Here is a 26,411-nt window from a genome sequence, read left to right on the forward strand (position 1 = left end):
ATTTTCTCTCATATTCTTTCGGTCAATTAATAGTGTTTCTATACAGTTCAAAAATGGTAAAATTTTTGTTACCAAACAACATTTAATTTAATTCTTTTTCCGAAAGTTGTTTCAAATACAGCTCAGCATAATACCCCGGTTGGTTTATCAATTGATTATGAGAACCTTCTTGGATGATTTGGCCTTCTTCAATGATGATAATTTTGTCTGCATTCTTGGCAGATGAAACTCGGTGACTCACGATAATCGTGGTTTTGTCCTTTGAGATTTGAAGTAGATTATTTAAGATTTGTTCTTCGGTTTCGGTATCTACTGCGGATAAACAGTCGTCAAACAACAATATCTCCGGATTCTTGATAATCGCTCGGGCAATGGAAACCCTTTGCTTTTGTCCGCCCGAAAGGGTAATACCTCGTTCACCTAATATGGTTTCGTATTGGGCATTAAAATTCATGATGTTTTCGTGAACCACCGCATTTTTAGCAGCTGTCATTACTTCTTCATCAGTGGCATCTTCTTTACCAAATTTGATGTTGTTTTTTATAGTATCCGAAAACAAAAACGCATCTTGTGGCACAATCCCGATGCTGTTGCGCAAATCATTCAAATTGACTTTATCAATGGCTTTTCCGTCAATGGTGATTTGACCTTCTTTAATGTCGTACATTCGCGTGATTAAAGAAAGAATACTTGATTTTCCGGCGCCGGTTTGGCCTAAAATGGCTAAGGTTTCTCCTTTTTTTACAGTAAATGAAATGTTTTTCAAAGCCGTGATTTCCGTATCTTCATAAGTGAAACTCACGTTTTTGAACTCGATTTCTCCATGAATATTCGTGTTTTCGGTCGCTTTGTTTTTAATTTCAGGTTCGATTTTTAAGAACTCGTTGATTCTTTTTTGTGACGCTTCGGCTTCTTGTACCAAAGAGGAAACCCAACCGATAGAAGCCACAGGCCAAGTCAGCATATTGACATATAGGATAAATTCGGCTATGGTTCCGATGCTTTTTATTGTTCCTTCCACATACATCAATCCGCCAAAATAAATTACGACCAAGTTACTCACGCCAATCAGCGCAATCATCAGTGGTCCGAAAAGCGATTGTACTCTCGCCAAACTCATGCTTTTGGTTTTGCTTTCTTTGGCCAAATCAATAATCTCTTCTTGGTATTGTTTTTCTAGTGCATAAGCTTTCACGACACGAATTCCGGAGAAAATCTCTTGGGTAAAACTCGAAATTTTCGACAAATACTGTTGGAATGTCGTGCTGCGTTTGTTGATTTCGGTGCTTAATCTGAAAATGATAAAAGATAAAATCGGTAAGGGCAATATGGTGTATAAAGTCAGTAATGGTGACACATTATACATATAAATAATCACGACGGTAAATCGGATAAAAGTATTAATCGTATACATTACCGCGGGTCCGACATACATTCGCACTTTACCAACATCTTCACTGATGCGGTTCATTAAATCTCCGGTTCGGTTGCGTTTGTAGAAATTTTGGTCTAAGACTTCATAGTGTTTGAAGACTTCATTTTTCAAATCAAACTCTACGTGGCGCGACATTACGATTAACGTTTGGCGCATTAGGAAAGTTAAAACCCCGGCAATCAAAGTTGTGCCCACAATCCAAAGGACATTTTCAACCAATTCGGCTTTAATCATGTCGCCGGTCATTTTGTTGCTGTGAAAATCTTCAATCGCTTGAAAAGACTGGCTGACCAACTTCGGAGTGAAAAGAGAGAATATTTGTGCTACAATGGTGATTAAAATTCCCAATAAAAAGTGGAATCTGTATTTGACAAAATATTTGTTTAAATATTGAAGTTCTTTCATGTTAATTTTAAAGAAATGGGCTTTATGACTTAAATTCTGTTAAAAAATTTGAGAATAGTTAAATTATAGTATTCTTTATTTAAATTGATTTTATTAACAATATGCTAATTATTCCTGATTTCGATGAATTTTATTGAATAATATTTTATTTTTGTACCAACTTTTTAAAAAGTCTTAAATTAATACTACTTCATTATGACTTCAGAAATCATCACACCGGTTGAGCTAAAAAAAATGGATCCTGTTTTCGGTCAAGTTTCTTTTGACAATCACGAGCAAATCGTTTTTTGTAATGACAAAGATACAGGTTTAAAAGCAATTATTGGTATTCATAATACAGTTATGGGTCCGGCTCTTGGTGGGACAAGAATGTGGAATTATGCTAATGAATGGGAAGCATTAAATGATGTTTTAAGACTTTCTCGCGGAATGACTTATAAATCAGCTATCACAGGTTTAAATCTTGGTGGTGGAAAAGCGGTCATCATCGGCGATTCTAAAACCGATAAAACTCCGGAAATGATTACGCGTTTCGGAGAGTTTGTAAACTCTTTGAGCGGCAAATATATTACTGCGGAAGACGTTGGAACTACGACTGAAGATATGGACAGAATTCACAAAGTAACGAATTACGTTACCGGAATTTCAGAGTCTATAGGCGGTTCCGGAAATCCTTCTCCGGTTACCGCTTATGGTGTTTATATGGGAATGAAAGCGGCTGCCAAATACCAATTTGGTTCTGAGAATTTAGACGGTAAAAAAGTATTGGTGCAAGGAACAGGTCACGTAGGCGAAACTTTAATCAGTTACTTAAGAAAAGAAGGAGCAGAGGTTTTTGTATCCGACATTCACCAAGATAAAATGGAAAACATGGTCGCTAAATACGGCGCCAAAATTTTCACCGGTGCTTATTTGTACAGCGCTGACGTTGATATCTATTCGCCTTGTGCTTTAGGAGCAACCATCAATGATGAAACAATTCACAAAATAAAAGCGAAAGTAATTGCCGGTGCGGCTAATAACCAATTGGCAGTTGAAGCGGTTCACGGACAAATTTTAAGAGAAAGAGGCATTGCTTATGCGCCTGATTTCTTAATCAATGCGGGTGGAATCATCAATGTTTACGGTGAAATCGTGAAATATGGTAAAGACCAAGCGATGAAAATGACTGAGAACATCTACAACACTACTTTAGAGATTTTCAATTTTGCTGACATCAATAACATGACTACGCAACAAGCAGCGATGCAAATTGCGCAAAACAGAATTGACCAAAGAAAAAAAGAAAACGCTAATAAATAATTATTAGCTTTTAAAATATTCCTATTTTTGCAACGCGAAAGAAATTCTTTCGCGTTGTTAATTTTTAAAAGTTCTTACCCGTGTTAAACAGAAGACATATTCGAGTAAAAGTGATGCAATCCATCTACGCGATGCATCAAAAGAATTCTGAGGAGTTGGAGAAAGAAGAAAAGTTCTTGCTTCAAAGCATTGATAACATTCAGGATTTGTATTTAATCATGTTGTCGACGCTGACAGAAATCAGAAAAAAGGAAATTGTTTTTTTGGAAGCTTCCAGTAAAAAACATTTGGCCACGGCAGAAGAAAAAAATCCCAACTACAAGTTTATCAATAATGCGGTACTCCAACATTTGGAAGACAACAGCTCGTTAAGCATCGCTTTAGAAAAAAGAAAAATCAACAACTGGTCATTGAACGATGATTATATTTTGATTTTGCTTAATGAGGTAAAACAAAGCGCTTTGTATGCTAAATACATGAGCAATCGCAAGAATAATTTTGAGGAAGACAAGCAATTTGTGGTCGATATGTTCACCGAATTGATTGCGCCCAATGAAAAACTCTACGAATATTTAGAAGACAACAAACTGACTTGGACGGATGATATTCCGGTGGTGAATACCCAACTTCAGAAGCAGTTGAAACAACTTAACGAGAAAGATGACTTTAGAGTTGTTAAATTGTATAAAGATGAAGAAGACAAAGAATTCGTTGGCAATTTATTCCGCAAAACAGTTTTAAACGAAGTCGAATTGGCCAAAGAATACATCGACAAAACCCCGAATTGGGATGCCGACCGTATCGCCGAAATCGACACCATCATTTTGAAAATGGCGATTTGTGAGTTCTTGAAATTCCCATCCATTCCGATAAAAGTGACTATCAATGAGTATTTGGAAATTGCCAAAGAATATTCTACGCCAAAAAGCAGTATTTTTATCAACGGGATTTTAGATAATTTGGTCAAAGAATTCCAAAACGAAGATAAAATCAAAAAAACCGGCAGAGGTTTAATGTAATTATAAGTTATGAAAAAAAGAATGAATTTAATGGTTGTTGCCGCACTATTGTTGTTGACAGCAGCTTGTAAAAAAGAGGCAGTAAACGATAAGGAAATTTTGTTAGATTCCCTTTCGGCACCACGCCCGAAAACAATGCCTGAAATCAGACCGGAATTTAAAGTACCGGCAGACGGAAAGTATCCTCAAATGACTTTTGAAAATGAGGAACACGATTTTGGAACTATCAAACAAGGAGACAAACCCACTTACGAATTTGAATTTAAAAACACAGGCGAAGCCGATTTAATCATCATGGCTGCCAAAGGTTCTTGTGGTTGCACAGTGCCAGAATATCCTAAAACACCAATTAAAGTCGGCGAGTCAGGAAAGATAAAAGTGTCTTTTGATTCTAAAGGTAAATCAGGAGAAACTACCAAAACCGTGAGCATCATGTGTAATACCAAAGAAGGAAGCAAAATATTAAAAATTAAATCAAACATCGAAGTTCCTAAAAAGAACTAAAAAAAACCAATTATTATGGAACAATTAGGAGGTCAATTACCGTTTTTTTTACTAATGTTTGTGGTGATCTATTTCTTTATGATCAGACCGCAACAAAAGAAAATCAAACAAGAAAAAGAATTCGAATCAGGCTTAAAAGTAGGCGATAAAATCATCACCAAAAGTGGTTTCCACGGTAAAATCGCTGAGTTATCAGAAGGAACAGCGGTTATCGAAACCATGTCAGGGAAATTAAAGATTGAGCGTTCGGCTATTTCTTTAGAATTGACTGCTGCTGCTAATAAGAAAGCATAAGCAAAGTACGAAGTACAAAGTAAAAATCCCAAATTCCACCAAGGAGTTTGGGATTCTTTATTTTAAACCTTTTCACTTCGCACCTCGTACTTCGTACTTACTTCCTGTATTTATCATTCAAACCTCTGCATTCCATAATCATTGGTGCAATTTTCTCTAAGCGTTTGAATTTGGTTGTCTCTTGTTTGGCAAACGCCATATATTCCCAATATTCTTTTTGTTTATAAGGGCTTAATTTTTCAAAAGCAGCTTTCAAATCTGGATTGATTTTTAGCTCTTTTTTGAAAAAATCACATTGCATCGCTTCCTTTTTTTCGGGTTTGAGGGACAAACCTGCTTTTTCATTAGCAATCGCTTCGTTGATGTATTGCAGAATTAATTTCTCATTGATTTCATTTGCTGAAGTAAAACGCCATTGTCTCAATGCTTTCGTCACACCTTCATTGGCATTGACCAAAACTTTGGCTTCGTCTTTTAAGAAAACGCCATTCCAAAACCAAAGCGTAAAATAGTTTTTAAAACCACCAATGCCCAACACATTTTTGTTGTTGATGGTATAGACTTCGCCACCCCATTTATTGGTTTCCACCAATTCGGTTTTTTGAACAATTTCTCTTAACCGACCGATTTCTTCGGTCCATTGGTCGTTTTTTATCCAAGGGTTTTTATCTTCCATAGCTAATCACTAATTACTAGTTACTAATCACTATTTCTTTTTAGCTTTCTTCTCCTTTTTCTCTTTCTTCGTAAAATCAGTCGTAGCCGTCAATTCCGCAATCTTCACAATCACTTCTACCGCTTTTTGCATACTTTCTACCGGAACGTATTCATACTTTCCATGGAAGTTGTGACCACCCGCGAAGATGTTCGGACACGGCAATCCCATATACGACAAACGACAACCGTCAGTGCCACCGCGAATTGGTTTGATTAAAGGTTTGATGCCTAAAGATTTCATCGCTTTTTCGGCCAAATCTACAATGAACATTACCGGAACAACTTTTTCCTTCATGTTGTAGTATTGGTCTTTGATTTCGCAGATAACGATGTCTTCACCAAAATGCTTGGCGAATTGTTTATTGAATTTTTTAGTGATTTTGTGTACCAATTCTTTTCGCTTGAGGAACTTCTTCATATCGTGGTCGCGAATGATTAATTCCAATTTGGTTTCCTCAATACTTCCCGTTAAACCCGTCACGTGGAAGAATCCTTCGTAACCTTTCGTCTCTTGCGGTGTTTCGCCTTTGGGTAATTCGTTGATGAAATCGTTGGCAATCAACATCGAGTTGATCATTTTGCCTTTGGCATAACCCGGATGAACCGATTTCCCTTTGAAGGTAATTTTCACACCGGCGGCGTTGAAGTTTTCATATTCCAATTCGCCTATCTGACTGCCATCCATGGTGTAAGCCCAGTCGGCGCCGAATTTCTTTACGTCAAACAAATCCGCACCACGGCCAATTTCTTCGTCGGGTGTAAAACACACCCTGATTTTCCCGTGTTGTATTTCCGGATGTTGGATTAAATATTCCATCGCGGTCATGATTTCAGTGATACCGGCTTTGTCATCGGCACCTAATAAAGTCAGACCGTTAGTCGTGATTAAGGTTTGCCCTTTGTATTGCAATAAATCCTTAAAATAACTAGGCGAAAGCACGATGTTTTGTTCCTTATTCAAAACAATATCGCCACCGTCATAATTCGGAATCACTTGTGGTTTGACATCTTTTCCGGTAAAGTCAGGCGTCGTATCAAAATGCGATACAAAACCAATGGTTGGGACATGGTGTTTCACATTCGAAGCCAAAGTCGCCATCACATAGCCGTGTTTGTCAATCGTGACTTGCGTCATACCAATGGCTTTGAGTTCGTCAACCAATTTATTGGCTAAATCGAATTGTTTTTTGGTACTCGGAGTCGTAGTTGAATTCGGGTCTGATTCGGTATCGATAGTGACGTAGCTGATGAAGCGGTCGATTAGGTGTTGCATGGTTTTATTTTTTTGTAAAGATAAGAAATAGGGTTGTAAGTTTTAGGTTGTGGGTTGTAAGTTGTCGAAGGGCTTTAAAAAGCAAATCGACTGTTGTGACAAAATTTATATCCATTTCAAAAAATGCCACAAAATTGTGGCAAAATGTATTTTCATTTTAAAAATTGTCACAAGAATATAGAAGCCATTCGGAATGGCATTTCTATTAACCCAAAAAAAAGGAACCAACAGTTTCCTTTCTATTAATACAAACTCGGATATTCCTCCGGTTTCGCTTCGTGCATAATCGCATAAACCTTTTCAAAAACATCTTCTGCTGAAGGTTTGGAGAAATAATCTCCGTCGGTGCCATAAGCCGGTCGGTGGGCTTTAGAAGCTAGTGTTTGCGGTTGGCTGTCTAGGTGTTGGTAACCGTTTTGCTCGTCTACTATTTGTTGGAGTAGGAAAGCAGAAGCACCACCCGGAACGTCTTCGTCTACTACCAGTAAACGGTTGGTTTTCATGATGCTCTTTACACAGTCGTGGTTCACGTCAAACGGTAATAAGGATTGTGCGTCGATGATTTCAACATTAATCCCAACTTCCAATAATTCTTTAGCTGCTTGCTCAATGATTCTTAGCGTTGAACCATAAGAAACTATGGTGATATCGGTTCCTTCTTTTATTGTTTCTACCACGCCAATCGGGGTTTTGAATTCGCCCAAGTTGGTTGGCATTTTTTCTTTCAAACGGTAACCGTTCAAACATTCTACTACTAAGGCCGGTTCGTCTGTTTCCAACAAAGTGTTGTAGAAACCAGCGGCTTTGGTCATGTTTCTCGGTACCAAAACGTGAATCCCACGAATGGCGTTGATAATCATACCCATCGGTGAGCCTGAGTGCCAAATGCCCTCGAGTCTGTGACCACGCGTTCTGATAATCAACGGCGCTTTTTGACGGCCTTGGGTTCTGTATTGTAAGGTTGCTAAGTCATCGCTCATGATTTGGATGGCGTACAACAAATAATCTAAATATTGGATTTCGGCAATTGGGCGTAAGCCACGCATCGCCATACCTATTCCTTGTCCGAGAATAGTTGCTTCCCGAATTCCGGCATCGGCCACGCGAAGTTCTCCGTATTTTTCCTGCATGCCTTCCAAGCCTTGGTTTACGTCGCCAATATTTCCGGCGTCTTCTCCAAAGATTAACGACTCAGGATATTTATTAAAAATCGCATCAAAATTATCGCGCAATACCAATCGGGCATCAACTTCTTCCGCTGATTCATCGTAAGTTGGAGCCACAGTAGTCGCGCTCAAAACCGTTTTATCGGATTGTGAGAACAAGTGCGAACTGAATTTCGGTTGGATTTTATTCGTGTAATTCGTGATCCAAGTCGCCAATTGTGATTGACCACTTTCTTTGATTACCAAACGCAATACCTTACGCGCCGTAGTAATAATGTCTTTGCGGATAGGTTCTTTTATTGAAGCTAATTCTGAAGCATATTTTTCGATAAAAACTTTATTCGAACTAGTCTCAGCGATAGCATTTAATAACGAAACCAATTCTTGTTGCTCTTCTTTCATAGGTGAAACAAAAGCAGTCCAAGCAGCTTTTTTGCCTTCTAAAACTTCTTTTTTCGCCGCTTCGTCTATGGTTTCTAATTCTTCGGTCGTGGCCAAATTGTTATCGACTAACCAAGTACGCATTTGCGCCAAGCAATCGAATTCCGCTTCCCATGCCAAACGCTCAGCGTTTTTGTAACGCTCGTGCGAACCCGAAGTCGAGTGACCTTGCGGCTGCGTTAATTCGTTGACGTGAATTAAAACCGGAACGTGTTGCTCACGGGCAATTGCGCCTGCTTTTTGATAAGCTTCTACTAAAGCCGGATAATCCCAACCTTTTACGGTCATGATTTCGTAACCGTTATTTTCTTCGTCGCGTTGGAATCCTTTTAAGATTTCAGAGATGCTTTCTTTGGTGGTTTGGTAACGCGCGTGAACCGAAATTCCGTATTCGTCATCCCAAACACTCATCACCATCGGCACTTGCAAAACTCCGGCAGCATTGATGGTTTCAAAAAACAAGCCTTCTGAAGTCGAAGCATTTCCAATGGTTCCCCAAGCGACTTCGTTTCCGGCGTTTGAGAACTTGGTTAACCCTTCTAAACCGCGAACGTTTCTGTATATTTTGGAGGCTTGTGCCAATCCTAACAAACGCGGCATTTGTCCGGCAGTAGGAGAGATATCGGCACTCGAATTTTTTTGTTGGGTCAAGTTGTTCCAATTCCCGTTTTCGTCTAACGAATGTGTGGCAAAGTGTCCGCCCATTTGACGTCCGGCACTCATAGGATCGTGCGCTAAATCGGTATGACCATATAAACCGGCGAAAAACTGTTGGATTGAAAGTTGTCCAATCGCCATCATAAATGTCTGGTCGCGATAGTAACCCGAACGAAAATCACCGTTTTGAAAAGCTTTCGCCAAAGCCAATTGCGGTACTTCTTTTCCGTCACCGAAAATCCCGAATTTGGCTTTTCCGGTCAATACTTCCTTTCTTCCGAGTAAGCTACATTCGCGGCTTATCTTGGCAATTCGGTAATCATTAAGTACTTCTGCTTTGAAATCTTCGAAGGTAATTTCGGTCTTGGTTTGTGCTTCAGTCATAGTGGAATTGTTTCTTAACGAAACAAATTTAAATAAAAAGAAGTAATTTACACCATACTGTTGAAAAAAACTAATTTCAGTATCAATAATTTTAAACCTAAAAAAAGAGGGTTGACTGAGAAATTTTCAATGATATTTAAATATTCTGAAGAAATGTGTAATATTTAAACGATTTTCCAAGCTCTTAAAACCACTTTCTGGTGAAAAGTCCGATAAGCGTATCCGGATTGAAAGTCACTATGAAACGTATTCTTTCTCCGTAGTTTTTTTCGCCCACTTCCCAACCGTTATTGGAATAAACCGGGAAATACAATTCGAAATAATCGGTAACCAAATTCAAACGAATTCCGCTATCGTAAACAAATTGCTCGACAGTATTCTTATTTTTGATCAAACCAACATCGCCATAGACTTCAATCCAGTTCCAAATGTTGGCGCTGGCATTTACAGTAGTCATCCATTGGTTGGCGGTTCGGGTTTCCAACATCGATTTGAAAAAACCTTCTGAAACTATCGACTGTTGGCTAAACAAACCGCTGGTTTCAGAACGACCCAAATAATCGTGCTCGAATAAATAATCCGTTGGGCGATCTAAGCCAAAATCGAAATAAGTAGACACATTTTTATTGTACAAAAATGTTCCGGCAAACAAGCGTACATTGACTTGTCGTTTGTCATTAAACAATTTTCGGTATTGTAATTCTCCGGCAATTTTTCCGAAAGAACCCGAGAGTTGAAAATCGCCTAAGAAGTTGTAATGCTTGGTGACTTCGGTTTTGCCATTGTAATATTTGGCATTGAATACTTTGTAGTTTTCGGTGTTTTCATCTATAGTAAACACAGATTTTTCGCGGTCAATCATAATGTATTTAAAGGCAAGCATTTCCTTTTTGTTGTCTCTGAAATCATCGGGACGAAAGCGCAAAAATACCATCGGATTGATTTTGGTGTAATAAGCATCAGGCGCATAATGCAAATAATGGCCGTTCAATTGGTAACGAATACTGTACAAATTACTGTCTCGGTTGAATTGGTTCACGGCAAAATTAGCTTTCCCCGAAAGACTTTGCGTCTTAGTAGAAATAGTCGGATTCACATCAAAATTAAACGGTTTGTCCAAAATGGTTTTGTTGTGAAAACGAATTCCCGGCAATAACCCATCGTATAAATTGTATTCTAAGGTCGGAATGTAAACGATTTGGTTGTAATTCGGGTCTTCTAAATCTTTAAAGAAAATGAATTTTATCGGTCGGCTGTTCAGTCGGAAACCGCGTAAAGATTGCCAGTTGTTTCTCAAATTGAACTCAGGCACTTCATTTTTATAATTGATGACAATTTTCTCCGCTTCATTTCTCGGCACTGTAAAAATGCTGTCTTTGGGGAACACGTCAATCCATTTTTTAAAGACCACATTTTTGCCTTTGACACCATAAATCGGAATTGGCACATTTGTCTCCGTTTTGTTTTTAAGTGAAAAACTAATGCTGTCTTTGGTTTTGGTGACTTTGTCAAACTTGAAATCGATAATGTCACGTGAGTTGATGATTTTGTCAAAAAACCAAGTGATGTCTGTGGGCGAATTTTTAGTCAGCAACAACTCAAAATCATTGCGATTGGTTTGCTGTTTTTTATTTAAATCGATAAATTGTCGTATACTGTTTTGTACGACATTGTTTCCAAGATAACTATCAAGGTATTTCAAACTCAAGCCAGCTCGGTATTTTGAAGCAATTTTTTCGTTGAATTTGATTAAAGTGTTTTTAGGCGCGCCTAGAGGTTGGTCTAAATTCTTTCTCGCCATCAACATGTAAAAATAACTGTATTGTCCATTGAAATCAAGGCTCACCAAGTTGTATGCCCGCAACAATTTAAGCTTAGCCACACTGCCCATCATTTTGGCATCAGGATGAATATCGTCTATGTATTTCATCATGGTGTAGACTTGAATACCGTTAATAATCCAGCTGTCTTTTCTAGGGTCGAGTTGGAGTGTGTTGTGCAAATAATTGTTCAAATATGTTTTCAGGAATTTGATTTCATACATAAACTCATCGGGAAACGGACTGATAAAGTTTGGTAGTTGATTCAACCCATAAAACGGATTTCGGTCATAATCGGCTTGGGTTACCGTAATTTTTTCAAGCGGATAGCGGCCCAAATTTTCACCCACATAATTGACTATTTTGTCAATCACAATTGCTCTTTGTATGTCGTTGAGTCGATTGTCTCTCAAGTTGGAAATGACTTCGACTTGGCTGTTTTTGAATACGGTATGCTCTTTTGGATTGTCAATCAGCAAATTCAAATTCAGGCGGTTCTTGCCCGACAGTTGGTATTGATTGCCTTTGTTTTGGGTTATAGTTAAATCGGAGTTCAGGGCCAAATTTGCCGGAATTCTGATGTCTAAATCATAATCGGAAAGCGCATTGGCGGCATCGTCTAAGTTTAAATTGTTGTATTTGACAAAGGCTTTGTTTTCATATCGCGCCGGAATCAGAAAACAGTTTTTGAGGTTCATTTTCCCATTGGCACCAAAACCGTATAAGGTAAATTCGGCGTTTGGAACTTTTACAAAATAAGTGAGGTTAAAAGTCGCTTTTTGATTGGGCAACAACTTTTCACGCAAGCGAATCTGTATCACATCGGGATAATTTTCATCTCTTTCCCAAGTCAGCATCGATTTGTTTTGGTCGATAACGGTAATGTTATCGGTTTTGCCTCTTTCTTTTTCTTGTGCCAAATGAAAACTGCGTTCAAATTCATCCGAAAAACGATCGGCTAAAGGCGTGTTTTTATCCCGATACGCATTGTTCCAATCGTTCAAAACGATAAAACTCAGCGTGTCATTGGATTGGTTGTAGAAAGTCAGTTCTTGGACTACGTTTAGTATTTTAGTCTCGCTATCGACCTCCACGACCATTTTAGAATGGTGTTGGGCCAAGAGTGCCTGACTCAGCAAAAGGAAAAACAATAGCTTTTTCAAGGGTTGAATTTATTTTGGATAAAATCGTTTAAAATTATCGTGGTGAAAACTGTAGCGCCTTTTTCATTTAAATGTCCGCAAGACGAAAAATAACGGTCTTCGGTCACTTTGTTTTCATAATTGTACACTTCGGGATACACCGATTTGATGCGGTTAAAATAGGCATCGCTATCAGAACCTTGGCACATTGGCGTGGCAATGGCAATGAGATTGATGTTGTTTTTTTGGCACAAAGATTTTATCTCTTCGTAGGCCAAATTCCTTTTCGGACTATACTCAGAAAGGTCATAGCTCATATTTTTACCATCGTGTCTCAAAGCATAAAAACCGTCATTGTTCAAGGCATTCGTTTTCTTATTAACAAGTGAGAAGAACATTTCCCTAAATCCTATTTTCGCATCGTTCTCAATATAGCGGTAAAACGGAATGTAAAACAGCTTGTTGTACTCGGGAATTTTTTGATAATGCTGCTGAATGGTTTCCGAAGTATGCAAGTAAGGCATGTACATCGCTCGAACGCCATCGGAATACGAATTGCTGTTGAGGTTCAAATCGACATCCAAAATGATGTTTTTGATTTTATACTTGTTTTCCAACATTAGTTTCAAAAGCAAAGCCGTTTCGTCCAATTTGGAACCGCTCATCCCAAAGTTAAACGTTTTGATGCCTTTGTCGTTAAAAACTTTAGCTACCATATGATTTTGTGTACGCGAAGAACCCATAAACAACACGTCAAAATTTTTGTCTTTTGCAGTAAGGACGTGCTGAATCTTATTTCGTTGCGTCGATTTAAGAAAAACTGTTGTATAGGCAAGGTCCAACAACACCGCCGAGAGCAATGTGATGAGCAGTAATTTGCCAATAAAAACAACAAATTTGTTCATTAGAATTGAAAGTAAATAAAGTTTTTATAATCGGTGAATATGCCTAAAGCTATTATAGCGAGAATACTCAAACTCACTTTCAACCAGCTGTATTTGCCCGAAAGCGGTTCGATTTTATAACGGTTGTTCCATTCGACCATGACAAATAAAACAATCATAACCAGGATTTCGTAATTGTAACGTTCGATGTTGAAATATTGTTTTGAAAAATGTAACTCGGTGACCATTCTTTGAATGTACGAAACCGCTTCTTGGATAGTTTTGGCACGGAAAAATATCCACGCCAAACAAGTAATGGCAAAGGTTAAGAGTATATTGATGACGATTTTCAGCGAAGTGAAATCGAACGAAATTTTAAACGCGTCAATGTTGCTTCGGTTCTTGTTTAAAACCAATAGCGGAATAAAATACAACGCATTAATCAAACCCCAAGCGACATACGTCCAGCTCGCGCCATGCCAAAAACCGCTGACCAAAAAGATAATCATCACATTCCTGATTTGGAACAACTTTGAACCTTTGCTTCCGCCTAATGGTATGTATAAATAATCCCTAAACCAAGACGAAAGCGAAATGTGCCAACGGCGCCAAAATTCGGCGATGTCTCTTGAGAAATAAGGGTAATTGAAGTTCTTCAGCAAGTCGATGCCAAAGAGTTTTGAAGTTCCCAAAGCGATATCGGAATAACCTGAGAAGTCGCCGTAAATTTGGAACGCAAAATATATGGCACCAAGCATTAACGATAAAGAATTCATCGAACTGTAATTGTCGAAAATCGCATTGGCATACATCGCACATGTATCGGCGATGACTACCTTTTTGACCAAACCCCAAATGATTTGGTAAACGCCTTCTTTGGCTTTTTCAAAATCAAATTCGCGCTTCACTTTTAACTGCGGCAACAAATGCGTCGCACGTTCAATCGGTCCGGCCACAAGCAATGGGAAATAGCTCACGAACAACGAATAATCGACAAAGTTTTTCTCCGATTTGATTCGGCCGTAATAAATATCGATGATGTACGACAAACCGTGAAAAGTGTAAAACGAAATGCCAATCGGCAATATAACATCCAACAAAATCGGGCTGACATTAAAGCCAATCGCTTGAAACAATTCGGCAAAAGATGTCGCGAAAAAGTTGTAGTATTTGAAGATTCCGAGAAAGCCTAAGTTCATTAAAACACAAACCCAAAGCCAGCCTTTCCTCGAACGTGGCGTTGTGCTGTCTTCAATTTTTATGGCTAATAAATAACACAGTAAAGTCGAGAAAACCAGCAGGAATAAAAACCGCCAATCCCAGCAAGCATAAAAATAATAACTGGCAAAGATTAGAATGTAATTTTGACTCGCTTTCGATTTATTGGCCACAAACCAGTACAACAGAAAAACTATTGGCAGGAAAAGGGCAAATTGTAGCGAGTTGAAAAACATGCTTTAAAAGTTCGGACTCAAATTGTATTTTTTGTAGAAATTATCCAAAGCTTCTACCACTTCATCTTCAGTATCGACCACTTTTATCAAGTTCATGTCTTCCGGACTAACCGTTTTTTCTCTTTCAATCATTACGGTTTTTACCCAGTCTAATAAGCCTGACCAAAATTCGGTTCCGACTAAAATAATCGGGAATTTACCGATTTTCTTGGTTTGGATTAACGTCATTGCTTCAAACAATTCATCCAAAGTTCCGAATCCGCCCGGCATTACCACAAAACCTTGAGAATACTTGACAAACATTACTTTGCGCACAAAGAAATAGTCGAAATTCAGGTTTTTATCCTTGTCGATATAAGGGTTAAAATGTTGTTCAAAAGGCAATTCGATGTTCAAACCCACCGATGTTCCGCCGCCATTGTGTGCGCCTTTGTTTCCGGCTTCCATAATTCCCGGTCCGCCACCAGTGATGACACCATAACCGGCTTTGCTGATTTTATAAGCAATTTTTTCAGCTAATAAATAATAACGGTCGTTCGGTTTTGTTCGAGCAGAGCCAAAAATCGATACACAAGGTCCAATGCGCGCCATGCTTTCATAACCGTTCACGAACTCCGACATGATTTTAAAAATCGCCCAAGAGTCGTTGGTTCTTATCTCATTCCAGGTTTTTTGTTTTAGTTTTTCCTGTATTTTATCGTCTTCATTTTCGAAATTTTCTATTCTCATTGTATCTTTTTATTCTGATTTATTATTAGGAGCTATTTCCGGCTTTCCATTACAATCTTTTCCACAGTTTGCAACTGTGAAAAAGGATTTTCATTGCAAATGCTTGCATTCACTGAACTCATTTTTTAAAAAAAATTATGGATTCTGTGAAGTAATCCGGGCTAAAAATAGCCTGCTAATTTAGTTCTTTTTTTAAGAATTGAGCCGTATAGCTTTTCTTGTTTTTTACAATCTCTTCCGGTGTTCCGACACACAGAATTTGACCACCGCCTTTTCCGCCTTCGGGTCCAACGTCAATAATGTGATCCGCCAATTTGATTACATCCATGTTATGCTCGATAATTAAAATCGTATTGCCTTTGTCGACCAATTTGTTAATCACATCCATCAACACGCGAATATCTTCAAAATGTAAACCTGTCGTGGGTTCGTCCATAATGTAAAACGTGTTTCCGGTGTCTTTTTTTGATAATTCTGTCGCCAATTTGATGCGTTGCGCTTCACCGCCCGAAAGCGTGGTGCTTTGTTGACCTAAAGTGATATAACCCAAACCAACATCTTGTATCGTTTTGACCTTTCTGTAAATTTTCGGAATGTTTTCAAAAAACGGAACGGCTTCATCCACAGTCATATTCAACACATCCGAAATGGATTTGCCTTTGTAACGAATTTCCAAAGTTTCTCGGTTAAAACGTTTCCCTTGACAAGTTTCGCATTCGACATAAACATCCGGCAAAAAACTCATTTCGATGGTGCGAACACCCGAACCTTCACAAGTTTCACATCTTCCGCCCGAAACATTAAAGCTAAATCGTCCTGCTTTGTAACCGCGAATCATCGCTTCAGGCATTTGCATATACAAACTTCTGATTTCCGAAAACACATCGGTATACGTCGCCGGATTAGAACGCGGTGTTCTGCCAATCGGACTTTGATCAATGTCAATTACTTTGTCGATATGCTCTAAACCTTCAATTTTTTTGTACGGTTGCGGTTTTTTGACACCGTTGAAATAATACGCGTTCAAAATAGGGTAGAGCGTTTCATTAATCAAAGTCGATTTGCCACTGCCCGAAACTCCGGTCACGCAAATCAGTTTGCCTAAAGGTAATTCGATAGAAACATTTTTTAAATTATTTCCTGTCGCGCCCGATAATCTCATGAATTTGCCGTTGCCTTCTCGGCGTTTTTTCGGGACTTCAATTTTCATTTCACCATTCAAATACATCGCGGTAATGGTATGCTCGTTGAGCAATTCTTTCGGCGTGCCTTTGCTGATGATTTCTCCGCCAAATTTTCCGGCTTTTGGACCAATATCGATGACGTAATCGGCTCGTTCAATCATGTCTTTGTCGTGTTCAACCACCAAAACAGAATTCCCGATGTCTCTTAATTGTTCCAAAGAATGAATCAGTTTTTCGTTGTCTCTCTGGTGTAATCCGATACTCGGTTCGTCCAAGATATACAATACGCCAACCAATTGGGAACCAATTTGTGTGGCCAAACGAATACGCTGTGCTTCACCGCCTGAAAGCGATTTAGAACTTCTGTTTATCGATAAATAATTCAAACCCACGTTCACTAAAAAGCGCAAACGGTCTTTGATTTCTTTGACGATTTCTGAGGCAATTATCGTTTGCTTTTCAGAAAGATATTTATCCAAATCATCAAACCAAATTGACAAATCAGAAATATCCATCGTTGATAAATCGAAGATATTTTTCTCGTGAATTCGGAAATACATCGCTTCTTTTTTCAAGCGAGAACCGTGACATTCCGGACAGGTTATTTCGTCCATGAATTCTTTTGCCCAACGTTTTATTGACGTGGAATTGCTTTCGTCAAACTGATTTTTGATGAAATGCGAAATACCTTCGAACTCTATTTTGTACTCTTTAGTAATACCCAAAGTTTTGGATTCTACTGTAAATTTTTCTTTGCCGCCTTGTAAAATGATTTGCATCGCTTCTTCCGGGATACTTTCGATAGCATCAGCTAAGCTAAAGCCAAATTTCTCTCCTATGATTTCCAATTGTTTGAAAATCCAAGACGATTTGTATTCGCCCAAAGGCGCAAAACCGCCATTTTTGATAGATAATTTCGGATTCGGAATGATTTTTTTCAGGTTGATTTCATTTACCGTTCCCAAACCTTTACATTCTTCGCAAGCACCTTTTGGAGAGTTAAATGAAAATAAATTCGGCTCCGGATTTTGATAAGAAATTCCGGAAGTAGGACACATCAAGTTTCGACTGAAATAACGCACTTCATTCGTGTCTTGGTCTAAAATCATCAGCACATTTTCACCGTGATACATAGCAGTTTTGATGCTTTCAGCAAGGCGTTTTTCGTTGTCTTCGTTATTTTCAATTACCATTCGGTCGATGACAATTTCGATATCGTGGGTTTTGTAACGGTCGAGTTTCATTCCGGGAAGCAAATCTTGGACTTCGCCATTGACGCGGACTTTGAGGAAACCTTGTTTGGTAATTTGTTGGAACAACTCGGCGTAATGCCCTTTTCTGGCGCGAATTATTGGTGCCAAAATGTTGATGCGTTTTCCGGTAAAGTTTTGGATAATTAAATCTTTGATTTGCTCATCGGAATAAGAAACCATTTTTTCACCCGTGACATAACTGTAAGCTTCGCCTCCACGAGCATACAACAAACGCAGGAAATCGTATATTTCGGTAATAGTACCAACGGTCGAACGCGGACTTTTACTCGTCGTTTTTTGCTCAATGGCAATTACGGGAGAAAGCCCATCGATTTTGTCTACATCAGGACGTTCTAATCCGCCAAGGAATTGACGCGCATATGCCGAAAAAGTTTCGATATAACGACGCTGTCCTTCGGCATAAATGGTGTCGAAAGCCAACGACGATTTCCCCGAACCCGAAAGACCGGTGATTACCACCAGTTTTTCGCGAGGAATGTTGATGTCAATATTCTTCAGATTGTGCACTCGAGCGCCGAGAACTTCAATAGTATTTTCTGTTTCAAGCATAGCAATTGGGCAAAACGCAAAGGTAGTGTTTTGGATGCAATTTTTAAACTGTAGGTTAGGAAGTTATTGTTAAAAATGATTACTCAATAATCATCTCTATCAAACGATGGCGATAGCTTTCCAGGACATCAATTTTGGATAGGAAACCAAAGTATTTTCCTTTGTGGATAACCGGTAAAACTGCTGCTTTAGAGGTCTCAAACAGCTTCATGATTTTCTCGGGTTTGTCTTCGAATAGGATTAATTCCTTGGGTTGGCTTATGATTTCAGACATCGTCATAAATTTGACGTGATTCGGATTGAAAATAAAAGCCCTCACTTCTTCAAAATCGACTATGCCAATTAAAGATTTGTGCTCATCAACAATCGGAATTATTTTTTGTTCTGTAGTAGCAAAAATGTCCACTACTTTTCCCGGCGAATCTTGAAGTGTCAGCGTTTTATAATTTTGTTGAACCAAATTGTAAAAGTTAATGCTCTGCAAGATGTTTTTGTCTTTATCACTAGTGAAAACTTCGCCTTTGTCGGCCAAACTTTTGACATCCATCGAATGTTTTTCAAACTGTTTGGAAACGGCAAAACTTACCGAAGAAACGATCATTAAAGGCACCATTAAGTCATAACCGCCGGTAATTTCGACGATAAGAAATATAGCGGTTAACGGCGCATGAAACAAACCGCTAAGGATTCCGGCCATACCAACAATAGTGAAATTGGCTATAGGTAAATGATGCGTGAAGTTGAGCAGATTTATCGATTTGGCTACAAAATAACCCAAATACGAACCCACAAAAAGCGAAGGCGCAAAGTTACCGCCGTTTCCGCCGCTGCCTAAAGTTAATCCGGTTGCGAAAGCTTTTAACAACATCGTTACGCCAATAAAAGCCAATAAAACCCATTCACTGCTTTTGAATTTTTCCAGCATGGTATTGTCTAGTAATATGCTTGGGTTTTTGGAGGCCAATGTTTTGATACTTTCATAACCTTCACCAAAAAGTGTTGGGAAAAAGAATATCAAAATCGCTAAAAGTAGCGCTCCAAATAAAGCCCTGCGATAGCCTTTGTTTTTGAAACTACCAAAAAACTTTTCAACTCTCTGAAAATTTCGGGCGTGATATATCGAGGTCAGTCCGGCTAGAATTCCGAGTAAAATGTAATAAGGCGTATTGTGGTAATCAAATCTGAGTGTTTGCTGGAAATTCAGAATTACATCATTGCTTAAAACAATTGTAGAAATCAAAGCACCGGTTGCTGCCGAAATGATAATTGGGATAAAAGCGGCTATGGAAATATCTGTTAAAACAACTTCGATGGCAAATAAAACGCCGGCAATCGGCGCGTTGAACGCTGCTCCAATTCCGGCCGCGACACCGCAAGCCAACAATAGAATTCGGTCTTTTTGGGACAAATGGTATTTCTGCGCGAAGTTGGAACCAAAAGCCGCGCCGGTAATCACAATCGGGCTTTCCAAACCGGCTGAACCACCGAGACCAACTGTTAACGAACTGGTTACGATTTGCGCATACATTTGCTTTTTAGGCATGATGCCGCCTTTTTTGGCGACGGCATACAATACTTTTGAACTGCCTTTTTCTATATGATTGTTTAGAAAATTGCGAACGACAAAAACAGTCAGTAAAATTCCGGCAATCGGCAGTAAACTATTGATGTAGGGAAGCTTAAGAAAACCATTGATTTCATTGGCCCAAAGGAAAATGTTGTGCGCAAAACTCTTCAAAATAATTACGGCAAACGAACAAGTTATCGCCACAGCAACACAGGCGAAATAGATAAAGTTTCTTTCGCTTAGTTTGTCTTTCAGAAGGAAAACCAAATTTTCGGCTCTTCTGAAAATACTTCTGAAAACAATTTTAAAAAAGGAAGCTTTGTTCGACGGCATTTATCCCAAACTTTAGAAAGGCTAAGATAGTATTCTAAAACCTAAAATCCAACGGCTTTATCATCTCCACGAAAATCAGCGCCGCCTTCCAGTTTTCCGTCGGGTAAAATTAAAATAGCATCTACTTTGCCAATTACAGGTGCGACTTTTTCATTGATACTATAACCTTTGGTGGCCAAAATTTCTAATAATGATTTATTAAATTTTAGGGGTTCAAACTGAATTTCGTCCGGTAACCATTGGTGGTGAAATCGGGGTGCATTTACCGCTTCTTGAACGTTCATGTTGAATTCAGTTACATTCAAAATCGTTTGCAAAACCGAAGTAATAATCATTGAACCGCCGGGTGAACCCAACAACATAAAGAGTTTGCCGTTTTTTTCGACTATGGTTGGCGTCATGGAACTTAGCATTCTTTTTCGTGGCGCAATGCTATTGGCTTCGGCACCCACTAAACCATAAGAATTCGGAACACCCGGTTTGGAAGAAAAGTCGTCCATTTCATTGTTTAAAAAGAAACCCAATTCGTCACAAAATAGCTTCGAACCATAAGCGCCATTGATAGTGGTAGTCACCGAAACGGCATTGCCTTCAGTATCCACGATAGAGTAATGTGTAGTTTCGTCGCTTTCGTATACTGAAACTTCACCATGACTTACCTCTGCTGATTTTGTGGCTTGGTCAAAAGTGAAAGTGCTCATTCGGTCTTTAAGATACTTATCATTCCACAGTGCTTTCTGAGGAATTTTGACAAAATCCGGGTCGCCCAGAAAGTAATTTCTATCGGCATAAGCCCTGCGTTCCGCTTCGGTTATAACTTGGATGTATTTTTCTGAATTGTGTCCAAAGGCATTCAAAGGATAAGGCTCAATCATTTTCAGAATTTGGGCCAAAGTAATCCCGCCGCTACTTGGTGGCGCCATCGAAATTATAGTCAAATCTTTGTGTTGAAACGAAATTGGTTTGCGCCAAACGACTTGGTATTCGGCCATGTCTTTCATCGTGATAATGCCACCTTTTTGTTGGATAAATTCTACTAGTTTTTGAGCGGTTTTGCCTTTGTAAAATTCGTTGCGCCCTTTTTTCAGAATTTGTTCTAAAGTATTAGCTAAAGCCAAATATTGAATAGTGTCACCAACTTGAAATGTCTTATTGTATAAAGTTTTATCACCGCTGATTTTTATAATAATCGCTCTGTTTTCGTCGAGCTTTTCTTTTTCTTTTGGCGTTACTACGATCCCTTTTTTGGCTAAAGCGATTGAAGGTTCAAACAAATCCTTGAGTGGTAGTTTACCAAACTTTTTGTGGACTTCAAAAATCCCGGCGATGCTTCCCGGAATGCCGACAGATAAAGCGCCATCGATACTCAAATTCGGAATCACATTACCGTTTGGGTCTTGGTACATGTTTTTAGTTGCTTTTGCCGGAGCTTTTTCGCGAAAATCTAAAGAACCAATTTCGCCATTGGCTTTTCGATAAACCATAAATCCGCCACCGGAAATGTTTCCTGCATACGGATAAGCTACTGCTAACGCCAATTGCGTTGCAATCATAGCATCAAAAGCATTGCCACCTTTTTTGAGGATATCGACACCAATTTGCGAAGCTTCTTCCCGTGCCGAAACCACCATCGCTTTTTCGGCAATTAGTCCTTTTTGTTGGGCGAAAATGAAATTGGAAATCAGTAAAAAAGCGAAGAAACTCTTTTTCATAAAGTGGTTAATTTATCTTGACAATGTTGTTGCAGTTCCTCGAAAAACAGAGTGAATTCGTTTTCAAATTCGGTGTAAAATTGTTTCAATTCAACGATGGATTCGTCCATGGCAACGCGATGCTTGGTGCGATAGTCCATTTGGAACATAATCATTTGCAAACCTTCAATCGTAGCATAACTCACCAACCAATTTCGCCCAATCATATACGGCATCATCCCTTTGGCTCTTTCGGTTAGGACTTCGTAATTTTCTTTTAGTAAGTGATAAAAATCCTGGGCATAATCTTCTAATTTAACCTTAGAATAGTTACTCCAATTTTTGGCCAAAAAATGATCGTAGAAAATATCCATAATCACACCTGAATAATGGCCGTATTTTTCGTGTAATCTATGTTTGCTTTGCCTATAAATCGGATGCATATCGGTAAAACTGTCGATGGAACGGTGCAACAGAATTCCTTTTCGAATTTCGGTTGGATAACCCTCATAGTGATGCCCGCGAATGCTGTCCGCCATAAAATTCCCGATTTTGAGTAAATCGTTGTCGCCGGAAAGATAAATGTGGGCTAGGAAATTCATTTTTTTTGAGTGACTTAGTGTCTGAGTCACTAAGTGACTGAGCTTTGTTTTCGTAAATATAGAAAAAACTTAGCAACTCAGCTACTCAGGCACTCAGTAACTTTTCTATATTTGTACTTCAAAATTAAAACACATAAAAATGACTCTTATAAAATCAATCTCAGGAATTCGTGGCACTATTGGCGGAAAAGTTGGGGACAATTTAACTCCGGTCGATGCAGTAAAATTTGCTTCTGCCTATGGTACTTTCCTGAAAAACAATATACAAAAAGATAAGTTGAAAGTAGTGATTGGTCGTGATGCTCGCATTTCGGGACCGATGATTCACAATTTGGTCGTAAATACTTTAATAGGATTAGGAATTGATGTGATCGATTTAGGTTTGTCGACTACACCAACTGTAGAAGTAGCCGTACCAATGGAACAAGCTGATGGCGGAATCATTTTAACCGCTTCTCACAATCCGAAACAATGGAATGCTTTGAAGTTGCTGAATGCCAAAGGCGAATTTTTAAGCGGTGCTGATGGTGCAAAGATTTTAGAAATTGCCGAAGCAGAAGCTTTTGACTTTTCAGATGTAGACAGTTTGGGTGAAATCACGATGAATGATGCTTACATGGATATTCATATTGATGAGGTTTTGGACTTGCCTTTGGTTGATGCTGAAGCCGTTGCCAAAAGAAAATTCAAAGTTGTTGTTGATGGTGTAAATTCTTCCGGAGGCATTATCATTCCGAAGTTATTGGAACAAATGGGCGTAGAGTGCGTAAAATTATATTGCGAACCGAATGGTCATTTTCCGCATAATCCGGAACCTTTGAAAGAACATTTAGGAGATATCTGCAAATTGGTGGTAGAAGAAAAAGCCGATTTCGGAATTGTAGTCGATCCTGATGTTGACCGTTTGGCTTTCATTTCTAATGATGGCGAAATGTTTGGTGAAGAATATACTTTAGTGGCTTGTGCCGATTATGTATTGAGCAAAACGCCGGGCAATACGGTTTCCAATATGTCATCTTCTCGTGCTTTGCGCGATATCACCGAAAAACACAACGGCAGTTACCAAGCGAGTGCGGTTGGAGAAGTAAATGTTGTCGAATTGATGAAGGCTTCGAATGCCATTATCGGAGGCGAAGGCAATGGCGGAATTATTTATCCTGAGTTGCATTATGGTCGTGATAGTTTGGTAGGCGTGGCTTTGTTCTTAACACATTTGGCGAGTTTAGACATGACTGTGGCCGAGTTAAGAGCTTCGTATCCGCAATATTATATGAGCAAAAACAAAATCGAATTAACACCACAAATTGATGTCGATGCGATTTTAGTGTCGATGACTGAAAAATACAAAAACGAAAACATCTCCACGATTGACGGTGTGAAAATAGATTTCCCAACGGAATGGGTTCACTTGCGCAAATCAAATACAGAGCCGATTATCCGTATTTATACTGAAGCACCAACTCAGGCAGAAGCCGATAAATTGGCATTGAGAATTATTGAGGAGATTAAAGCTGTGGCTGGGATTTAATCGGAACCTATATTAAAAGTAAAAACCCTGAACTTCAATTCAGGGTTTTCTGTTAGTTATAAATCCACATCAGAACAGGTTTATCAGCAGCTTTTAACATAGGGTCAATTATTTTCATGTTTGCGTTGGAAATTGTTGGGCAACCCCAACCTTCGGGCGTTCCGTTAGGGTAAACTTCTTTGTCGGCCACCTTTTCCCAGGAATGGAAAACAATGTAACGCGATTGCGCATTCTTGTTGGTTTCCTCTAAACCGTGAAGGACATATTTGACATTGATTCCCCAATCGCTCCAAGCCCTTTGCCCAATTTTATATTTGCCCAAAGCCGAACAATGACTGCCGTCTTTGTTACTGAAGGTCGCGCTGTCTTTTGACCAATCTTGACTCCATGGAGAATCACAGCAACCGTGTCCGACAAGCATTTGATGGGTAATTTTATTTTGCTTAAAATCATACACGAAAAACCGATTCAAGCCTGAATGAACGCTCATGTCAATTAGAATGCAAAAATCCTCATTGTAGTTGTTTTTTTGACAAAAAGTCAAGGCTTCCTTGGCCTTGTTATCGGTTCGGGAAACATCGACTTTTGGTTTGTTTTCGCTTTTAATCTTATAGTTTATTCGGTTGTATCCATAAGCAACAACCACTACAGCTAACAATAGAAAGACAATCTTTTTTTTCACGGGTTGGTTTTCTATTTATAACGCAAGAGAATGATTTATAGTATGTAAGCTGAAAAATAATTTAAGGTTGCGGATTTTCATCAAAATTCACCATCCAATTGATGCCAAATTTGTCAACGAACATTCCGAAGTAGGCACCCCAAAAAGTCTCGCACATCGGCATAAAAGCATTGCCTTCTGCGGATAATCCGTTGAAGATTCTATCGGCCTCGGCGCGACTTTCAGTGTTTATGGAAACCGAAATATTACTCCCGATGATGACATCACCACTTTGCGAAGTACTGTCGCTTCCCATTAAAACCGTGTTGCCGATTGGTAATGAAACGTGCATGATTCTGTCGGCTTCTTCTGCTGATGGCGGCGGACAATTTTCGTCATCGCTTGGCGGCATGTCTTTGAACTTACCCATATAAGGAAATTCACCTCCGAAAACAGATTGGTAAAATAGAAATGCTTCTTCGCAGTTTCCGTTAAAAATTAAATAAGGATTTACTTGTGTCATTTTTTATTGTTTAGGTTTATTGTTCAGTATATTTTTTAAAATTGTCTAATATGGATTGCCATCCGCCGCGTTGTAATCCAACCGAATGGATATTTTCCGGTTCAAAATTCTCGGTCAGGATTACTTTATGGTCTATCACATCGAATTTCACGGTTACCTTTCTTCCGTCGGCTATGAGGTAAACTATTTTTTTTAAGGGAACAACTTCTTGGTAAGTACCGGTAAAATCAAAACTCATTTCTCCGTCTTTGGAAGCCATGGTGTAAACAAAATTTTGTCCGACCTCCAGATGATTTTCTGCCTTTGGGCAATGCCAATCCTCGGAGGCGAAATTCCAGTTTACCACATGTTCGGGTTGGGTAAATTTATTCCAAACTTCCTCCAATGAAGCGTTAAGTGTTGTTTTTACCGTAATAGTTTTGGTTTCACTTTCGGCTATGGATTTGAGTTTTGCCAAGGCTTTTGGAAAAATGTCATCAAAATAGTCCGAATATTTTTCGACTATATCTACAGTAGCTTTTACGGTTGTCACGCCATTTTTTTCGGTCAAATCATAACGTTCTTCTGCCCCTGACCAAGCCTGAACTTCTTCGGTTATTGGTAATTCTTTAAAATGTTTCATTTCGCCATAATGGCTGAAAAGCATGGTTTCAAAAGGTTTGTTGATGGTGATTTTTGAATTCATTCCGTTGCCATTTGGGGCCAAAAAATAAATTTTGCTGCCTTCCTTCCAATCCGAAATTGTGAAAGAACCTTCACAGAAAGTACTGGTCCAGTCTTCATAGTTTTCTTCATCCCAAAGCGAATACCAAACTTTCTCTTTGGAAGCGTTAATGTCAATACTGAAGGTTAGTTTTTTCATTTTGAAAGTAG

Annotated in this window: 20 protein-coding genes; 5 read left to right on the forward strand and 15 right to left on the reverse strand. The window is 38.9% G+C overall.

The window, feature by feature from the left end; translation table 11 throughout:
* Positions 1-82 precede the first annotated feature (82 nt).
* Positions 83-1,840 carry an ABC transporter ATP-binding protein gene (locus tag ACK4HO_RS10485; RefSeq protein ID WP_409665599.1) on the reverse strand — a complete coding sequence of 586 codons (1,758 nt, stop codon included), beginning with the start codon at positions 1,838-1,840 and terminating at the stop codon, positions 83-85.
* Positions 1,841-2,035: 195 nt separating this feature from the next.
* Between ACK4HO_RS10485 and ACK4HO_RS10490 the strand changes: the two genes are divergently transcribed.
* The 4 genes from ACK4HO_RS10490 to yajC all read left to right on the forward strand — a co-directional run bounded on the left by ACK4HO_RS10490 (position 2,036) and on the right by yajC (position 4,959).
* A complete protein-coding gene (locus ACK4HO_RS10490; protein ID WP_409665601.1) occupies positions 2,036-3,142 on the forward strand; it encodes a Glu/Leu/Phe/Val family dehydrogenase in 1,107 nt (368 codons plus the stop codon).
* Between the two features lie 113 nt (positions 3,143-3,255).
* Positions 3,256-4,161 carry a transcription antitermination factor NusB gene (nusB, locus tag ACK4HO_RS10495; protein ID WP_409665653.1) on the forward strand — a complete coding sequence of 302 codons (906 nt, stop codon included), beginning with the start codon at positions 3,256-3,258 and terminating at the stop codon, positions 4,159-4,161.
* A 9-nt stretch (positions 4,162-4,170) separates the two neighbouring features.
* On the forward strand, positions 4,171-4,665 hold the full coding sequence (locus tag ACK4HO_RS10500) for a DUF1573 domain-containing protein (protein ID WP_409665603.1): 495 nt from the start codon (positions 4,171-4,173) through the stop codon (positions 4,663-4,665).
* Positions 4,666-4,680: 15 nt separating this feature from the next.
* A complete protein-coding gene (gene yajC / locus ACK4HO_RS10505) occupies positions 4,681-4,959 on the forward strand; it encodes a preprotein translocase subunit YajC (RefSeq protein WP_409665605.1) in 279 nt (92 codons plus the stop codon).
* A 97-nt stretch (positions 4,960-5,056) separates the two neighbouring features.
* On the opposite strand, the gene ACK4HO_RS10510 is transcribed toward yajC, so the two are convergent.
* The 11 genes from ACK4HO_RS10510 to ACK4HO_RS10560 all read right to left on the reverse strand — a co-directional run bounded on the left by ACK4HO_RS10510 (position 5,057) and on the right by ACK4HO_RS10560 (position 22,826).
* Positions 5,057-5,635, reverse strand: a complete 579-nt coding sequence (locus ACK4HO_RS10510; RefSeq protein ID WP_409665607.1) for a YdeI/OmpD-associated family protein — start codon at positions 5,633-5,635, stop codon at positions 5,057-5,059.
* A 30-nt stretch (positions 5,636-5,665) separates the two neighbouring features.
* Positions 5,666-6,949 carry a peptidase T gene (gene pepT / locus ACK4HO_RS10515; RefSeq protein ID WP_409665609.1) on the reverse strand — a complete coding sequence of 428 codons (1,284 nt, stop codon included), beginning with the start codon at positions 6,947-6,949 and terminating at the stop codon, positions 5,666-5,668.
* A 242-nt stretch (positions 6,950-7,191) separates the two neighbouring features.
* Entirely contained in the window at positions 7,192-9,597 is a 2,406-nt protein-coding gene (locus ACK4HO_RS10520; protein ID WP_409665611.1) for a thiamine pyrophosphate-dependent enzyme, read from the reverse strand.
* A gap of 184 nt (positions 9,598-9,781) precedes the next feature.
* Positions 9,782-12,580, reverse strand: coding sequence for an aminopeptidase (locus ACK4HO_RS10525; RefSeq protein WP_409665613.1), 2,799 nt, complete (start codon positions 12,578-12,580; stop codon positions 9,782-9,784).
* A complete protein-coding gene (locus ACK4HO_RS10530) occupies positions 12,577-13,464 on the reverse strand; it encodes a hypothetical protein (RefSeq protein ID WP_409665615.1) in 888 nt (295 codons plus the stop codon). Before ACK4HO_RS10530 ends, ACK4HO_RS10525 begins: the two co-directional genes overlap by 4 nt.
* Positions 13,464-14,897, reverse strand: a complete 1,434-nt coding sequence (locus ACK4HO_RS10535; RefSeq protein WP_409665616.1) for an MBOAT family O-acyltransferase — start codon at positions 14,895-14,897, stop codon at positions 13,464-13,466. The genes ACK4HO_RS10530 and ACK4HO_RS10535 overlap by 1 nt, the downstream gene beginning before the upstream one ends.
* A 3-nt stretch (positions 14,898-14,900) precedes the next feature.
* Positions 14,901-15,626 (reverse strand): TIGR00730 family Rossman fold protein, encoded by a 726-nt coding sequence (locus tag ACK4HO_RS10540; protein WP_409665618.1) that lies wholly within the window; start codon positions 15,624-15,626, stop codon positions 14,901-14,903.
* A gap of 175 nt (positions 15,627-15,801) precedes the next feature.
* Complete coding sequence (gene uvrA, locus ACK4HO_RS10545; protein ID WP_409665620.1) at positions 15,802-18,633, reverse strand: excinuclease ABC subunit UvrA; 2,832 nt, start codon at positions 18,631-18,633, stop codon at positions 15,802-15,804.
* Between the two features lie 79 nt (positions 18,634-18,712).
* Positions 18,713-20,533: a chloride channel protein gene (locus tag ACK4HO_RS10550; protein WP_409665622.1), complete on the reverse strand. Its 1,821-nt coding sequence runs from the start codon at positions 20,531-20,533 to the stop codon at positions 18,713-18,715.
* Positions 20,534-20,574: 41 nt separating this feature from the next.
* Positions 20,575-22,245, reverse strand: a complete 1,671-nt coding sequence (gene ggt, locus ACK4HO_RS10555) for a gamma-glutamyltransferase (RefSeq protein WP_409665624.1) — start codon at positions 22,243-22,245, stop codon at positions 20,575-20,577.
* Positions 22,242-22,826, reverse strand: coding sequence for an ACP phosphodiesterase (locus ACK4HO_RS10560; protein WP_409665626.1), 585 nt, complete (start codon positions 22,824-22,826; stop codon positions 22,242-22,244). Before ACK4HO_RS10560 ends, ggt begins: the two co-directional genes overlap by 4 nt.
* Positions 22,827-22,965: 139 nt before the next feature.
* Between ACK4HO_RS10560 and glmM the strand changes: the two genes are divergently transcribed.
* Positions 22,966-24,354, forward strand: a complete 1,389-nt coding sequence (gene glmM / locus ACK4HO_RS10565) for a phosphoglucosamine mutase (protein ID WP_409665628.1) — start codon at positions 22,966-22,968, stop codon at positions 24,352-24,354.
* A gap of 52 nt (positions 24,355-24,406) precedes the next feature.
* Here the strand turns inward: glmM and ACK4HO_RS10570 are convergent, their stop codons facing one another.
* The 3 genes from ACK4HO_RS10570 to ACK4HO_RS10580 all read right to left on the reverse strand — a co-directional run bounded on the left by ACK4HO_RS10570 (position 24,407) and on the right by ACK4HO_RS10580 (position 26,400).
* Positions 24,407-25,036, reverse strand: coding sequence for a murein L,D-transpeptidase catalytic domain-containing protein (locus ACK4HO_RS10570; protein ID WP_409665630.1), 630 nt, complete (start codon positions 25,034-25,036; stop codon positions 24,407-24,409).
* A 61-nt stretch (positions 25,037-25,097) separates the two neighbouring features.
* The gene (locus ACK4HO_RS10575) at positions 25,098-25,538 is read right to left on the reverse strand and encodes a VOC family protein (protein ID WP_409665632.1); all 441 of its coding nucleotides are present in this window, start codon (positions 25,536-25,538) and stop codon (positions 25,098-25,100) included.
* 16 nt (positions 25,539-25,554) lie between these two features.
* Positions 25,555-26,400 (reverse strand): SRPBCC domain-containing protein, encoded by an 846-nt coding sequence (locus ACK4HO_RS10580; RefSeq protein WP_409665634.1) that lies wholly within the window; start codon positions 26,398-26,400, stop codon positions 25,555-25,557.
* Positions 26,401-26,411: the final 11 nt, after the last annotated feature.

The sequence above is a fragment of the Flavobacterium sp. genome, from assembly GCF_046296355.1.
Lineage (GTDB): Bacteria > Bacteroidota > Bacteroidia > Flavobacteriales > Flavobacteriaceae > Flavobacterium.

Coding starts and splice junctions, on each gene's coding strand:
- uvrA (WP_409665620.1), bottom strand. CDS start 18,633: ATGCTTGAAACAGAAAATACTATTGAAGTTCTCGGCGCTCGAGTGCAC.
- nusB (WP_409665653.1), top strand. CDS start 3,256: ATGCAATCCATCTACGCGATGCATCAAAAGAATTCTGAGGAGTTGGAG.
- ACK4HO_RS10540 (WP_409665618.1), bottom strand. CDS start 15,626: ATGAGAATAGAAAATTTCGAAAATGAAGACGATAAAATACAGGAAAAA.
- ACK4HO_RS10580 (WP_409665634.1), bottom strand. CDS start 26,400: ATGAAAAAACTAACCTTCAGTATTGACATTAACGCTTCCAAAGAGAAA.
- ACK4HO_RS10520 (WP_409665611.1), bottom strand. CDS start 9,597: ATGACTGAAGCACAAACCAAGACCGAAATTACCTTCGAAGATTTCAAA.
- yajC (WP_409665605.1), top strand. CDS start 4,681: ATGGAACAATTAGGAGGTCAATTACCGTTTTTTTTACTAATGTTTGTG.
- ACK4HO_RS10560 (WP_409665626.1), bottom strand. CDS start 22,826: ATGAATTTCCTAGCCCACATTTATCTTTCCGGCGACAACGATTTACTC.
- pepT (WP_409665609.1), bottom strand. CDS start 6,949: ATGCAACACCTAATCGACCGCTTCATCAGCTACGTCACTATCGATACC.
- ACK4HO_RS10535 (WP_409665616.1), bottom strand. CDS start 14,897: ATGTTTTTCAACTCGCTACAATTTGCCCTTTTCCTGCCAATAGTTTTT.
- ACK4HO_RS10510 (WP_409665607.1), bottom strand. CDS start 5,635: ATGGAAGATAAAAACCCTTGGATAAAAAACGACCAATGGACCGAAGAA.
- ggt (WP_409665624.1), bottom strand. CDS start 22,245: ATGAAAAAGAGTTTCTTCGCTTTTTTACTGATTTCCAATTTCATTTTC.
- ACK4HO_RS10490 (WP_409665601.1), top strand. CDS start 2,036: ATGACTTCAGAAATCATCACACCGGTTGAGCTAAAAAAAATGGATCCT.
- ACK4HO_RS10550 (WP_409665622.1), bottom strand. CDS start 20,533: ATGCCGTCGAACAAAGCTTCCTTTTTTAAAATTGTTTTCAGAAGTATT.
- ACK4HO_RS10500 (WP_409665603.1), top strand. CDS start 4,171: ATGAAAAAAAGAATGAATTTAATGGTTGTTGCCGCACTATTGTTGTTG.
- ACK4HO_RS10530 (WP_409665615.1), bottom strand. CDS start 13,464: ATGAACAAATTTGTTGTTTTTATTGGCAAATTACTGCTCATCACATTG.
- ACK4HO_RS10485 (WP_409665599.1), bottom strand. CDS start 1,840: ATGAAAGAACTTCAATATTTAAACAAATATTTTGTCAAATACAGATTC.
- glmM (WP_409665628.1), top strand. CDS start 22,966: ATGACTCTTATAAAATCAATCTCAGGAATTCGTGGCACTATTGGCGGA.
- ACK4HO_RS10575 (WP_409665632.1), bottom strand. CDS start 25,538: ATGACACAAGTAAATCCTTATTTAATTTTTAACGGAAACTGCGAAGAA.